Raw genomic sequence first — 14,976 nt, 5'->3', positions numbered from 1 at the left:
GTGCGCATCGGTCGCCGGTGCGGCGGGCGCGTCGTCGGGCCGGCCGAACAGGCCGCGCGGGCGGAGCGCCGCCATCACCTGGCGGAGCCGGGGCAGATCCAGCGGGCAGGCCACCAGCCGGCCGTCCGCGCCGGGTGCCTGCCCGGTCACGGCCGCCCGGCCCGTGCCGGCGTCGAGGGTACCGACGCCCATGCGCGCGGAACGCTCGCGGAGTGCCGAGCCGGCCATGCCCTCGTCACCCAGCGCCCAGGGACCGTAGGCAATGCTCACCGCGGGGAGCCCGAGTGAACGGCGGTGCGCCGCGAGGGTGTCGAGGGCGCCGTTGGCGGCCGAGTAGGCGGCACAGCCCTCGGTGCCCCAGAGGGCGGAGACCGAGGACGTGAGGACGAAGAAGTCCAGCGGCCAGGCGCGGCTCGCCAGATGCAGCCACCAGGCACCGGCGGCCTTCCCGCTGAGGGCGGCCGCGAACTCCTCGGTGCCCGTCTCGGTGGCAGGCGTCTGCCGCAGTGTCCCCGCCGCATGGAGCACACCTCGTACGGGCGGCATGTCGGCCAGTGCCTCGCAGGCCCGCTCCAGTGCCTCGGGTGTGTCGCAGCCACCGCCCCGGTAGACGGTGCGGTCGATGCTCGCGGCGAGGCTCTCCAGCAGTGCCGCGGCCTCGGGGCCCAACTCGGCCTCCGGCCGGCGGCCGATGAGCAGCAGGTTGCGGGCTCCGCGGCGAACGAGATCGTCGACGAGCTCTCTGCCGACGGCGCCGAGCCCGCCGGTGACGACGTAGGTCGCGTCCTCGCGGACGGTCAGCTCCGCGGTGTGCCCGGCGGCCTCGGTCAGCCGGGCCACCATGACCCGGCCGCCGCGTATCGCCGCGAGGTCCTCGACTCCGGGCGCCGCCGGCGCGGTCTGGCCGGCCACGAAGTCGACGAGGGCTCCGATGTCGCCACCGTCAGGGGTGAGGGGCAGATCGATGATCCCGCCCCAGGCGTTGCCGAGTTCCAGTCCGAGCACCGGAGCGAGCCCGTGGAGCAGTCCGTGGCCCGTGCACACGGTGTGGTCCCCCTCCGCGGTGCGGACAGCGGCCCGGGTGAGCACGAACGCACGGCTGTGGTCCCCCGCGCCGCGGGCGGCGGCGCACACGGCGGCGGTCACGGTGGCGCAGAGGGCCGCCCCGTCGTCCAGGGGGCTCACCGAGGACTCCGCGGTGCCGGTCCGGGCAGCGCCGTGCTCGTCGGGGTCCGGACCGGCGGGCAGCCGGTCGCCCTTCATGACCAGCATCAGCGCCGCCGGTTCCCGGTCCCCGCGGTCCTCCCAGAACTGCTGCCATGCCTGGGCGTCGGCGGGCAGGTCCGCGGTGGTCCAGCCGTCGGCCAGGCCCGGAGGCACGGGAGTGAGCAGGGTCCCCCGCACCCCCCGGGCAGCCGCTTCGCGTACGAGCGTCTCCAGGAGTTCCTGGTCGTCGCCGGCGAAGATCAGGGAGGTGGCGGGCGCGGCACCGGACGGGTCCGCTGTCTGCCACACCGTCCGGTGCGCGGTCGGCAGGGGATGGTGCTCCGCGTCGGCCGGGGCCGCCTCGCCGTCCACGGCGGCGGCTGCGGCTGCGGCTGCCACCGCACCCGCCTGCCCGGCTGCCGGCGTCACCGACCCGTTGGGCAGGGCCTCGGGTGCGTGGCGCGTCCGCTGCCAGGGATAGCCGGGCAGGTCGAGTACGTCGCGGGGCAGTTCGTCCCGGAGCCGGTCGGCCTCCGCGGCCGTTCCTTCGGCAAGGGTCACGTCGGCACGAGGCTCACCGGCGGCCAGGGCCCGCAGAGCACCCGCCGCCGCCCCGGGGTCACCGCAGGTGAGCCGGGCACGGAACTCGTGCCGGGTCCGTCCTGCCCCGGCCGAGTAGGCGAAAGCCGCGTAGCGGTCCGGGTCGAGCGCCGCCAAGCGGTCCGCGTACCGGCCGGCGAGGGCGCGCAGCGCCTCGGGAGTCTTCGCGGAGATCTCGAACTCCCCGACCCCGGTGCCACCGGCGTGGGTGCTCCCGGCGGGGCTGGGGTCCTCGGGCGGTCCGAGGATGACGTGCGCGTTGGTTCCGCTCATGCCGAAGGAGCTGATACCGGCGTAACGGCCGCTGCCGGGGGCCCAGTCGGTGAGTTCCCCGGGCACGGTCATCCCGGTGCCCGAGAGGTCCACTCTCGGATTGAGCGTACGGAAGTGGACGACCGGCGGGGACTTCCGGTGACGCAGGCACAGCATCGCCTTGACCAGCCCGGCGACGCCGGCGGCGGCCTCCAGGTGACCGAAGTTGCTCTTGGCCGCGCCGACGGCGACGGGGGCACCGCCGTTCGCGCGGCCGAGTGCCGTCGCCAGCGCCTCCATCTCGATGGGGTCGCCGAGCGCGGTTCCGGTGCCGTGGGCCTCGATGTATCCGATGTCCGAGGGCGCCAGGCCGGACTCGGCGAGTGCCTTCTCGATGAGGGACGCCTGGGAGAGCACGTTGGGGGCGGTGAAGCCGCCCGAGCGGCCGTCCTGGTTGACGGCGGTGCCGTGGATGACGGCGTGCACGCGGTCCCCGTCCCGCAGCGCGTGGTCCAGACGCTTCAGGACCACGACACCGCAGCCCTCGCCGCGGACGAACCCGTTGGCGCGGGCGTCGAACGCCTTGCAGAGGCCGTCGGGGGCCAGCGAACGGGTCTCCTGCACCAGTCTCATGGACCGGGGGGACAGGATGAGGTTCGTGCCCGCGGCGAAGGCCACGTCGCAGTCTCCCCGCCGCAGGGCCTGAGCGGCCAGGTGCACGGCGACCAGCGAGGACGAGCAGGCCGTGTCGACGGCCATCGCCGGCCCGTTGAGGCCGAGGGCGTGCGCGATCCGGCCGGCCGCGAAATTGTGCCCGTTGCCCGTCGTCCAGTAGGCGTCCGGCTCACCCACGAGCCAGTCCCGGTAGTCCTGCCACATGATGCCGAGGTACATGCCGGTCTGGGTGCCGGAGAGCCGGTCGGCCGGCAGGCCCGCGTTCTCCATCGCCTCCCAGGCGACCTCGAGCAGGAGCCGCTGCTGGGGATCCAGATGACGCGCCTCGCGCGGGCTGATGCCGAAGAACGCGGCGTCGAAGTCGAGCACCTCGTCCAGGAACCCGCCGCGCTGCGGGAGTTCGTCCCACTCGGCGGCGAACGGTTCCTTCCGGTTCTGCGGAATCGGGCGGACCATGTCGCGCCCTGCCGCCAGCGCCTCCCAGTAACCGTCGAGGTCGTCGATGCCGCCGGGCAGACGCAGGCCGACGCCGACCACGGCGACGGGCCGGCTGCTCTCCTGCTCCTCGATGCGCTGCCGCAGGGTGCGGATCGTGGCGAGTGCGCGGGTGAGTGGGGTCTGCCGGCTTCCGTCGAGTGGAGCGGTCTCTTCCATGGGTCGGTATTCCTCGCGGTCGTACGACAGGACGTCGTGGGGGAAGGCTGGGACCGGACGGGGGCTGGGTCAGCTGGTCTCCGACGGAGCGGGGAGCCGCTCGCACAGTGCGTCGGCGAGCGCCCTCGATGTTCCGTAGGACCACAGGAGGGTGGGCGACAGCTTGAGCCCGAACGAGGCCTCCAGCCGGTTGCGCAGTTCCAGGCCCATCAGGGAGTCCAGGCCGAGTTGCTTGAACGGAGTGTCGCCGGAGACCTGTTCGGCCTCGAGCCGCAGGACCCGTCCGGCGAGCCTGCGGACCTCTTCCTCGGCGGCGGCCGGGCGGGCCTCGGGCGAGGCGGACAGCAGCCGCGCCAGGAAGTCGCCGCCTCCGCCGGCGGTTCCGCCGCCGTCGCGCGCGGCGGCGTGCAGCCGCTCCCAGCTGCCGAGCGCGGCGGTGTCGGGGTAGGCGTCGAACCACTGACGGAGATGGATCGGCACGTATCCGGTCACCGGCTCATCCCGCTCCAGCATCCGTACGAGCGCGGGCCACGCCTCGTCGGGGCCGAAGCCGCCCATGCCGCGCTCCTCCAGGCGCGCGCCCCGCTGGTCGTCGCTCGCCGCGAGGCCGACCTCGGTGAACGGGCCCCACTGCACGCTGAGTGCGGCCAGGCCGCGGCGCCGCCGCGCCTCGGCGAAGGCGTCGAGGTAGGCGTTGGCCGCCGCGTAGGCGGCCTGACCGGCGTTGCCGACCAGGGCTGCCGCGGAGGAGAAGAGGGCGAAGAAGTCCAGCGGATCCTCCGCCGTGGCCGCGTCGAGGTTGCGGGCACCCGCCGTCTTAGGCGCCAGGACCCGCTCCACCTGGTCCGGTGTCAGGTTGCGCACGGTGGAGTCCTCGAGCAGACCCGCGGCGTGCACCACCCCGCGCAGCGGCGGCAGTTCGTGCCGCACTCCCGCGAGGACGGCACGTACGGCGTCCGCCTCGGCGACGTCGCACCTCTCGGTGCGGACCACGGTGCCCCCGGCGCGCAGGGCCTCGATCCGCGCGGCCGCGGCCGGGGCGGGGGCGGAGCGCCCCAGCAGGACGAGCGATCCCGCGCCGTGTGCCGCGAGGAATTCGGCCAGGCTCAGGCCCAGCGCGCCGAGGCCGCCCGTCACCAGGTAGCTGCCGTCGCCGCGGAACCGGCCGCCGGGCATCGGCAGCGGTGTCACACCCTCGACGCCCGACGGGTCGACCAGGACGGTACGCAGCCCGTGCGGCGCGCCGTTCACCGTCTCGCGCAGGGCGTCGGCCACCTCGGCGATGGCGCGTGTGCGGACCGGAAGCGACTCCAGCTTGCCGTTGACGACCAGTTCCCAGGCCGCCTGCAGCGCGGAGGCGAAGCGACGCCCCTGGTGTTCCAGCAGGCCGGGCAGCGCGACCGTGGAGAGACTGACGCCCCGGCTGAACGCCTCGGCGCCCAAGGCGCGGCTGCCGCTCCCCCCGAACGCGATGTACCGGCCGCCGGCGGCAACCGCGTCCAGCCTTCCGTCGCCGGGCTGTCCGGCGGGCGAGGCCAGGACCAGGTCGACGCCGCGGCCGCCGGTGACGGCGCGCACCGCGTCGGCCCAGCCGGGATCCCCGGGGTCGACGACGACGTCGGAGCCGGGGTCGGTGTCGCCGCCGGTGGCCGTGGTGATGATCCGGGCGCCCAGCACCCGGGAGATCTGCTCGACGGCGGCTCGGGCCGCGACGCCGGCCGGAAGGTCGATCAGCACCGTCTCCCCGGCCTCCAGCCGCCCCAGGTCCGACAGGGCGTACCAGGCGGCCGCCATCGGAAGCGGCAGCGCCGCCGCCTCCGCGTCGCCGAGCCCGTCCGGAATGAGCGCGGCGTGGTCCGCGCGTACGGTGACGTGGCTGGCGAGGACGCCGACGGCGCAGGCCGCCACCCGGTCGCCGGTCGCCACGGCGGTGACGTCGGGGCCGACCGCCGCGACACGGCCGGCGCATCCGGAGCCCAGCGGCAGCGGACCGGCGCCGGTCTGCTGTGCCCCGAAGGCCCGGAACGCGTCCCCGTGGTCCATGGCGACCGCGGCGATCTCTATCTCGACCTCGCCGGGGCCGGGCGAACGCCGGGCGAGCGGCAGGAACTCGACCGGCTCCAGGGCGCCCGGCCGGCGGGCACCGGCCCGGAACGGCTGGCGCGCCGTGCGCCGGGCGGGCAGCGCCGCGGCGGGTCCGCCGTCCGGGACACCGCGGGTGAGCCGGGCCGCGAGACGCCGGCCGGCTCGCAGGGCCACCTGGTCCTCGGAGCCGTCGCCGAGGAGCTCGGCGGCCCACTCCGCCGGAGCGCCGGCGCGGCCGACATCGACGAGCCGGGCGCGCAACTCCGGGTGCTCGCGCCGCAGGACGCGGGTGAAGCCCCAGTAGAGCGCGCCTCCCGGGTCGGGAGCGTCGCCGGGCTCCGCCGCCTGCGCCCCGGCGGTCACCACGGCCAGCGGCGGCGGTACGGGCAGATCCGAGCAGGCACGGGCGAGTCCGGCGAGCCGGCTGAGCCCCTGCCGCTGGGCTTCGTCCCCGGCGTCGGCGTCCGGGGCGACGAACACCACGTGCTCGGGGAGCGCCGACGCGTCGGGCACTCCGTCCGTGGCGGTACGCGTCACCCGGGCGCCGGCGGCGCTCAGCGCGTCGGCCAACTCCCCTGCGACGCCGGTGTCGTCGTCCGCTCCGCAGACGAGCCAGTGGCCGGTCTGCGCGCCCTCGCCACGGGGGGCGGTCAGATCGGTCCACTCGATGCGGTGCAGCCGCTCGGCGTCGGAGCCCGCTCCGGAGCCCGTGCCCGGCAGCGGCGAGAGTTCCAGTCCCTCCATGACCAGCAGCGGCCGGTGACCCGTATCGAAGATCTCGACGTCGAAGACGCCTTCCGTCCGCCGGACGGCGTGTGACCACACCTGGGTGACGGGCTCGTCCAGTTCGTCCAGCAGCTCGATGCGGTCGACGGCCGTCGGCACCAGAGCCGTTCCCGGTGCGTAGGCGTCGCACAGGGCGAGGGCCACCTGGAGCGCCCCGTCCCACAGGGCGGGGTGCAGCGCGCGCCCGCGGTTGCCCACGCGCAGCCGGTCGCCCAGCACGACCTCGGCCAGGGCGTGTTCACCGGCCGGGTCGGCGTACAGGGTACGGATCCCGCGGAAGGCGGGGCCGTATTCGAGGCCGCGCGCCGCCCAGCCGCGGTAGAAGCCGTCGGCGTCCACCGGGTCGCAACCGGCGTGCCAGTCGGGGAAGACGGTGGCGGAGCGGGGCGATTCCCGGTGGTCGGCCCGGGCCGTGGCGTTCTCCTCCCAGCCGGCGCCGCCCTCGGACAGTGACAGCAACCGGAAGGCGCCGCCGGCGGTTCCGCCACGCCACTCGGCGGTGAGCCTGGTCATGTCCTCGGTCATGGCCACCTCCTTGCGGAAGCGGACCTTCTCCAGACGACGGACGGCGGGACCGGGGAGGGCGCGGGCGGTGTTGACGGCGATGGCGAGCATTCCGGCGCCCGGCAGAACGGGGGTGCCGTGCACCTGGTGGTCCTCGAGCCAGGGCGGGCTGCTGAGCGACAGCTCCAGTGCCCCGTGCCGGACGTCCGCCTCGCCGGGCGCGGGGAGGAGCGGCGCCTCGAAGCCGCGCGCCGCGCCGGTGCCCCGCGGGCGTTCGGCGGTCCAGTAGCGCTCCTGCCGCAGTGGGTACCCGGGCACCGCGGTGCCGGCGCTCCTGGGCAGTCCGCCGAAGGGCTCGAGGCCGGCGACATAGCCGCGGCCGAGGGCCTCCGCGACGTCCGCGGTGCTGCCGTGGTGGCGGCGCATGGTGGTCAGCACGGCGGCCCGGCGGGTCTGTCCGGCCACGATCTGCTCGACGGCGGGCGCGAGGACGGGATGCGGGCTGATCTCCACGACGTGGGTGATGCCGTCGTGGAGCAGAGCGCCCATCGCGTCGGCGAACTGCACGGGGTTCCTGAGGTTCTCCACCCAGTAGGCACCGTCCATCTCGGGGCCTGCCAGCCGGCGCCCTCTCACGGTCGACATCAGGCCGATCCCGGCGTCGCGCGGCCTGACGGGTTCCAGGGCGGCCAGCAGATCCTCGCGCAGCGGGTCCATCTGGGGGCTGTGCGAGGCGTAGTCGACGTTGACCAGCCGGCAGTAGGTCTCTTCGGCGTCGAGCAGCTCCTTGAGGGTCAGTACGGCCTCTGTCTCGCCGGACAGCACGCAGGAGCTGGGACCGTTGTGCACCGCGAGGGAGACGCTGTCCTCGAACCCCTCGAGCGCGGCCAGGGCGTCGTCCCGGCCCATGTCGACGGCGAGCATCCGCCCATGTCCCGAGGCACGGCGGGCGATGGCGCTGCGCCGGGCCATGACCAGGGCCGCGTCCTCGTAGGAGAGGACTCCGGCGAGGGTGGCTGCCGTGATCTCGCCCTGGCTGTGGCCGAGTACGACGTCAGGCTCGACGCCGGAGGCGCGCCAGAGCTCGGCGAGCCCGAGCGACATGGCCCAGAGGGTGGGCTGGAGCATGTCGATACGGCTCATCCACTCGTCGCCGGCCTTGCCGGAGAAGATGTCCAGCAGGTTCCAGTCGGTGTGCGGGCGCAGTGCGTCGGCACACCGGGTGACGATCTCGGCGAACAGTGGGCTGTCCCGGAAGAGTTCGGCCCCCATGCCGCTCCACTGGGAGCCCTGTCCGGGGAAGACGAACGCGGTGCCGCCGCGGGGCACGGCGCTGCCGAGGGCCAGTCCGGGCGACGCGGGCTCGGCGTCCGGCGCGGCGGCGAGGCCGAGCAGATCGGTACGCAGCTGAGCGGAGTCCTCCGGGGCGACGAGGGCGGCGCGGACGGGGAAGTGGTCGCGCCGCCAGGCGAGGGCGCCGGCCTGGGCGACGACCTGTCCGGCGGTGTCCGGGACCAGGGGCGCCAGTTCGGCGGCGCGCATGCCGAGAGCGGTGACGTCCTTGGCGGACAGCGGTACGACGGCGGGCAGTCCGGTCGCCGGGACGGGCAGCGGCGCGTCCTCGGCGGGCGTCTCGGGCGGGCTCATGACGACCACATGGGCGTTGGTGCCGCCCCAGCCGAAGGAGTTGACCCCGAGGTAGAGCGGGCCGGTACCGGGCAGGGGTGTGGGCTCGCGGACCACCCGCAGGTTGATGTCCTCGAACGGGATGGCCGGGTTGAGTTCCCCGGAGTGCAGGCTCGGCGGCACGACACGGTGCTTCAGCGCGAGGAGGATCTTGAACAGGCCCGCCAGGCCCGCGCTGGCCTCCAGATGCCCGATGTTGGTCTTCACCGAGCCGATGAGCAGCGGGTCACCGGCACGGTCCTGGCCGAGGACGCGCCCGATGGCCGTGGCCTCGATCGGGTCGCCGCGCCCGGTACCGGTACCGTGCGCCTCGATGTACGCAGGGGCCCCCTCCGGTACGACTCCCTCGCCGTAGGCGCGGCGCAGCAGGTCCTCCTGGCCCTGGGGGCTGGGGGTTACCAGGCTGTCGCCGCCGCCGTCGTTGTTCACGACCGTGCTGACGACGACGCCGTGGATGCGGTCGCCGTCGGCCAGGGCGCGCTCCAGGGTCTTCACGTAGAGGGCGGCGACTCCTTCACCGCGCACGAACCCGTTGGCCGACGCGGCGAACGCCTTGCACCGTCCGTCCGGCGAGAGACCGCCGAAGTGGGTGAGCCCGACGGTCACATGCGGGTCGAGCATGAGGTTGGTGCCGCCGACGACCGCCGCGTCGATATCACCCTGGCGCAGGGCCTGGGAGGCCAGGTGCAGAGCCACCAGTGAGGAGGAGCAGCCGGTTTCCACGGTCATGCTGGGCCCGCGGACCTTGAGGAAGTACGAGAGACGCGCGGCGATCACGTCGAGGGCGTTGCCGACGAGACTGTGCGGGGTGGGCTGGGCCTCGCGTCCCTTGCGCAGGAGCTCGTAGTCGTGCCAGGAGGCGCCGACGTACACGCCGGTGCGCGTGCCGGCGAGGGAGTCGGCCCGCTGGCCGGCGTCCTCGATGGCACGCCATCCCACCTCCAGCATCAGACGCTGCTGCGGATCGATGGCCTCGGCCTCGCGGGGGGAGATGCCGAAGAAGCCGGCGTCGAAGCGGTCGACTCCGTCCAGGAAGCCGCCGACCGCCTGGATCTCCTTCTCGGGGTCGAGCTGCGCCGTACTGTCCCAGCGGTCGGCGGGAATCGGGCCTATGCCGTCCTCGCCCTCCATCATCAGAGTCCAGAGGCTGTCGACATCGGGCGCGCCCGGGAACTTACCAGCCATGCCAACAATGGCAATCAAGTTCGCCGTGTCGCGTTCTGCGTTCGCGTCCATTCGTCGCCCTCTTGTCTCGCAACTAAATCCCGAAGCAGTCCACTTGAATTTATATCAACCGAGAAGTGGGGAACACCCCTGACATTTCAGGGGTGTTCCCCACCGAGGACCCCTACGGGTGATCTGGGGTTACCCCCGCAGACGCGTCCTGACCAGCCCCTTACTGGCGTTGATCATGCGCGGTCCGATCTCCGGCGGGGCCTCCCGGCGGGACCACACGGCATTCATGGCCATCTTGGCCGGACTCATGGCGAAGCAGCGGGTGCTCTCGTTTCCGAGCCGGAACGACGGCGAGATGAAGTCGGCCTGCTCGACATGCCGAAGAATGCGCTTCGCCGCCTCCCCGGGCGCCATTTCCCCCGCCTCCACGGATTCGCAGAGGTCGCGGGTGAGAATTCCCATCTCGTTGAATCCGGCGCTCACCGGCAACGGCGAGCCGGGGTGCTTGCTCTGTTCGAGGTCGAGGAAGACCTGAGCATCGCCGGTGGTGTCGAACCGGTAATAGGCGTCCTCGAGCATGACGTTGCCGAGCATGGTGCCGAGCATCCACGTCCGGTTGACGGCGTTCCACAGCTCGTAGTCCCGGAAGCCCACGAAGGAGCTGTAGACAAGGTTGTCGTGGAAGTCGAAGAGCCCCTGCTGGAGGCTCTCCAGGTACGAGAACCGCTCCAGCGACCAGTCACCGTCGCGGGAGGCGGCGATCAGCCGCCAGCCGAGCGCGTTGACCAGTTCCATCGTGTTGGTCAGACCGCGCGAGTAGAGGGCGTCGATGAAGCCCGCCGCGTGCGAGGTGAGGCAGAACCGCGCCCCCACTACCTGCTTGGCCGAGTACTGGAGCCGGCCGGTGGACACCCACGGCCGGACGGCCTTGGCGCCCTCGAACTGCCAGGCGATCTCCGGGAACCGCTTGAGGAAGTCGTCGAACTCCTGCTCCGCCGTGGCCTCGCCCTTGGGGAAGACCCGCGGGTCGAACGTCAGGCCGACGCTGCACAGAGGGTTGAGCGAGTCCTCGTGGTTGTCGAACGGGATGACCCACAGCCAGCCGCCGTCGAAGACGTGGTGCAGCGTGCCGTTGTGCCACGGGTTCGGCTGCTTGTGCTGCCTGCCGTTGGGGGAACTGTCGTACGGGCGCACCCCCACCATGTGCGTGAACATGCTGCGCGAGTGGGTGCGCGCCCGGGTGGGCGTCTCGCGTAGGTCGAACTTCTCCGCGAGCGGCGAGCGGAAGCCGCTGCCGTCGACGACGTAACTCGCGCGGAACTCCTTGCCGGCTTCGGTGCGCAGCACCGCACCGGTGTCCGGGTCGATCTCGATGTCCGCGATGCGGGTGGCCAGTTGGGGAACGGCGCCGTACTTCACCGCGAGGTGGAAGAGGTACGCGTCGACGTCCTGCCGGAACAGGTGCGTCTCGGTCCTGATGGCGGACGGGACGACCAGTTGGTTGACCTCCGAGGGGTTCTGCGGGCGGCCCTCGCGGTGGTAGACGAAGCCGAAGTTCTGCTTCTGCCCGCAGTTGCGGGACACTTCCTTGCGGATCCCCTTGAAGCTGGACAGTGCCTTCAGCTCGGGAACCTGGTACCGGTCGGCGATCACCCGGGTCATGCCCGAGGTGTACGGAATCGTGGATTCGCCCACGGCGAATCGCGGGTGCGTACCCGCGTCGAGCAGCAGAACCTTGACGCCGTTGCGGGCGAGTACCGCGCCCAGCATGCCGCCCGCCATTCCGCTGCCGAGGATGGCCACGTCGTACTGGTCGCTCCCCGTCTGTTTCGAGTCCTTGCGCGGCAAGTCGCTCACCTGTCTCTCTCCGATATGCAGTGGTGCCTGCTCATCTCGCTGCCGCTTCCGGGATGTTCTTCCTCGGCAGTTCCTTACGGGTCCGGATACCGAGCTTCCGGAAGGCCTTCGTGAGGTGCTGTTCGACCGTGCTCACCGTGACGGTCAGCGTGTCGGCGATCTCCTTGTTGGTCCGGCCGTGGGCGGCGAGGGTGACGACCCGGTTCTCTGCCCCGCTCAGCCGGCCCATCGCCGTCTCACCCGGCGCCGACGCCTGGCCGAACGCCCCGGACGGCGCACCGGCTCCGCACTCCCGCTCCATGCGCCTCGACTCCTCCAGCGCATCCCGTGCCCGGGAGGCCTGACCGGCGAGGCCGTACTCCCGGCTCAGCTCGCCCAGTGCGCCCGCCAGTTGGAACCGGTCACCGCAGGAGCGGAGGTTCGTCACCGCTTCCTCGAGCAGTCCGGCCCGCTCGCCCGGGTCGCGGGTGGCCGCGCACACCCGCAGCGAGATACCGCGCGCGCGGGACAGGCCCTCGCCCACGAGCGCGGCCTGCTCGTCCGCGAGTCCGCGGGCGGCCCGGACGTCCGAGAGGGCGAGATGGGCGCGCGCCGCGCTGCTGCGCCACGGCAGCAGGGTCGGCTGGTCGAATCCCCAGCGCGTCATGAGCTCCCCGCACCGCGTGAAGTCGTCGAGCGCGGCGTACGGGCGCCCGGTCTCCAGCTGGAAGCAGCCTCTGGCGTGCAGGTAGTAGAGCCCGAACCGGCTGGAGAACATGCCGTCGGGCACCGGCTGCGCCACGTACTCGGCGGCGGCCGCGAAGTCGCGGGTGTCGGTCGCCGCCTGGATCAGGTTGGCCAGCGGGCCTCCGATGCAGACGCCCCAGCTGTCCGCGGGGACCTGGGCGAGCGCCGCCTCGGCCAGTGACCGGGCACGTGTCACATCTCCCAGCCGCAGAGCGATGCCGGCCCTGAGCGACGCGAACTCCGCCATCCACAACGGGACCTTGCGGGCCCGTGCCTCCTCCAGCCAGTGATCGCACCAGCGGGCGGCCGTCTCCGGCCGGTCGGCGAACGACAGCGCCGCGACGGCGCACATCAGCCACTCCTGGGTGTGCTTGCCGAGCCGCATGGCGCGCAGGGCCGATTCCGCCTCGGCCACGGCACCGTCGGTGGGGCCGTAGGCGAGCACCCGCGACAACGCCATGGCGCTCAGCGAGCGCGGGTCGTCGTTCGCCGGCTCACCCCGGGCGGGGGCCAGCACCACCGGGTAGGTGACGGACAGCAGCTCCCAGGTGGCCCGCACCTCGGCCGCGTACTCCGGGTCGGCCCGCTCGTCCCGGTCGTCCATCTGGGCGACGGCACGCACCGCGTCGTCGAAACGGCCGTGCCACAACAGGTACTTGGCCAGCATCAGAGTGTGCCGGGCGGACAGCCGGCCGTCGCTCAGGGCGATCGCCAGCTCGCCGAGGTGGGGCGTGCTGATCGAGGGGTTGAGCATCCAGGAGGTCGAGGCCAGCAGGGCCCGCAGGCCGACCCGTTCACCGTCGTCGGCCTCGAAACACAGCGCCGCCTCCAGACAGGAGTGGGCCTCGGCCACCCTGTTGCCGTTCAGGTGCCGTTCCGCGGCCTCCCGCAGCAGGGGCACCGCCCACGGCAGCGATCCGCCCTCACCCGCGCAGATGCGCAGGTGCCGGGCGGTTCGGGTCGCGGCGACTCCCTCCTCGTAGCACATCAGCGCCGCTTCGCGGTGCAGGGTGCTCCGCTCCGCGGCGCTCAGCCCCTCCAGCACGGCCTGCGCGGCGACGGGGTGCCGAAGCCGGATCCCGTCCAGCAGACCGGCAGACTCCAGCGCGCCGGTGCCGCGTACGACGGCGGCCGGCTCCAGGCCGCTGAGCCGCGCGAGATGACCGGGGGCGTGAATGTCGCCGTCGAGCGCGGCCAGCGCCCGGGTGAGCCGCAGCAGCGCCGGGCGCCCCCGGTGCAGGCAGCTCAGGAGGGTGTCGCCGTAGGTGTCCCCGACCACCAGCGTGGCGGGATCGGAGGCACAGCGGGAGTCCTCCAGCATGGCCCGGACCAGCAGCGGATTCCCGCCGCTGACCCGATGGCACCGCTCGGCGAAGACCGGGTCCGGGGTGGCGCCCCGGTGCGCGGCGAGCAAGGCCGTGACCCCGGCCGGCGACAGCGTACCCAGCGTCAGACGACGGTAGTTGGGCTGCCGCAGCAGCTCCGCGTGCAGCTGCGGATGGGCGGGGCGCGACAGGGGGCACTCGGTGAGCGCCAGGACCACCCGCACCTGCCGTAACCGGCGGATCAGATGAAGCAGCCAGTGCAGGGACAGCGGGTCTGTGAACTGGACGTCGTCCACGCACAGCAGTACGGGGACGTCCTCGGCGGCCCGGACGGCCTCGGCGCACAGCCGGTGCAGGACGTCCGTATCGGCCGCGTCGAGCGTCCACGGCAGATCGCCCGTCTCCTCCGCGACGGCCTCACACCTTCCGTGCAGGCCGTCGAGGAGCGCGACGGCTCCCGGCGGAGCGCCGGCCGACCGCAGCAGCTGCCTCAGCAGGCTGCCCGGCGACAGGCGCTCCGGCCACGAGCCGACCGCGTCCAGGACCATGAAGCCCTGGTCCGAGGCCTCGCTCTTCAAAGCGGTGAGCAGCTCCGTCTTGCCGCAGCCCATGGCGCCGCCGATCACCGCGGCGCCGCCTCCTTCACCGCGGACGCAGGTGCGGAGCAGCTCGGAGAGCTCGGACAGTTCCCGGTCCAGTCCGACCAACCGCATGATCTTTCCTCCTTCCTACGCCGAAGAAGAGGTCACGGGTTCCCGCTCCGCCGGCTGCGGGACACGGGGGACCTCCACGGGCTTGCGATAGATCCGCGACAGCAGCGGACCGGTCATCGCCGTGGTGACCACGGCCACCACGACCATCAGGGAATACAGTCCGGTGTCGAGCAGGCCGAGTTGGAGGCCGACGCCGAGGATGACCAGTTCTGTCAGTCCCCGGGTGTTCATCAGCACCCCGAGAGCCGCGGCCGGCCGTGCCGGCAGGCCCTGGCTGCGGGCGCCGACAAAGGTTCCGCCGAACTTGCCGACGACCGCGACCAGCAGGATCACGCCCAGCTCGAGGAAGTCGCCGCTCCTCATGGACCCCAGGTCGACCTTGAGGCCGGCCACCACGAAGTAGACCGGCAACAGCAGCGAGGTGACCTGCGCCGTGCGGTTGTGGATCTCTGTCCGCAGGCCGCGGGCCTTCTCCCCGGGCATGATCGTGCCGAACAGGAAAGCACCGAAGATGAAGTGCATTCCCATCGCCTCGGTCGCCGCCGCCGACAGCAGCACCCCGATGAGGACCAGGGCAAGGTGCCACGGAGCGAAGGCGACCGCCTTCCCCTCCTTGACGAACACGGCGCGCAGCAGAGGCCGCACGACGTACATCATCACCAGGATGTAGGGGAAGGCGAGCGCCACGCGCCAGTGCTCGCCGCCGCCCCCCGTCGTCGCCTGGAGCGCCG

The 14,976-nt window shown here is 72.9% G+C and carries 5 protein-coding genes; all 5 read right to left on the bottom strand.

All coding sequences use genetic code 11. The features are described 5' to 3' along the window. Positions 1–3,387, bottom strand: a 3,387-nt coding sequence (locus tag ACRDP3_RS18720) for a beta-ketoacyl synthase N-terminal-like domain-containing protein (protein ID WP_431518112.1), incomplete at its 3' end; no start/stop codon positions are given. A 69-nt stretch (positions 3,388–3,456) separates the two neighbouring features. Beyond that, positions 3,457–9,684: an SDR family NAD(P)-dependent oxidoreductase gene (locus tag ACRDP3_RS18715; RefSeq protein WP_431518111.1), complete on the bottom strand. Its 6,228-nt coding sequence runs from the start codon at positions 9,682–9,684 to the stop codon at positions 3,457–3,459. A 129-nt stretch (positions 9,685–9,813) separates the two neighbouring features. Continuing rightward, positions 9,814–11,481, bottom strand: coding sequence for an NAD(P)/FAD-dependent oxidoreductase (locus tag ACRDP3_RS18710; protein WP_431518110.1), 1,668 nt, complete (start codon positions 11,479–11,481; stop codon positions 9,814–9,816). 31 nt (positions 11,482–11,512) lie between these two features. Beyond that, the gene (locus tag ACRDP3_RS18705) at positions 11,513–14,245 is read right to left on the bottom strand and encodes an AAA family ATPase (protein ID WP_431518109.1); all 2,733 of its coding nucleotides are present in this window, start codon (positions 14,243–14,245) and stop codon (positions 11,513–11,515) included. A gap of 15 nt (positions 14,246–14,260) precedes the next feature. Then, the coding region (locus ACRDP3_RS18700) for a cation:proton antiporter (RefSeq protein ID WP_431518108.1) at positions 14,261–14,976 on the bottom strand (716 nt) is incomplete at its 5' end.

Source organism: Streptomyces sp., assembly GCF_050698815.1.
In the GTDB taxonomy this organism is placed as follows: Bacteria; Actinomycetota; Actinomycetes; order Streptomycetales; family Streptomycetaceae; genus Streptomyces.
This window is presented reverse-complemented; position numbering and strand designations above follow the sequence as displayed.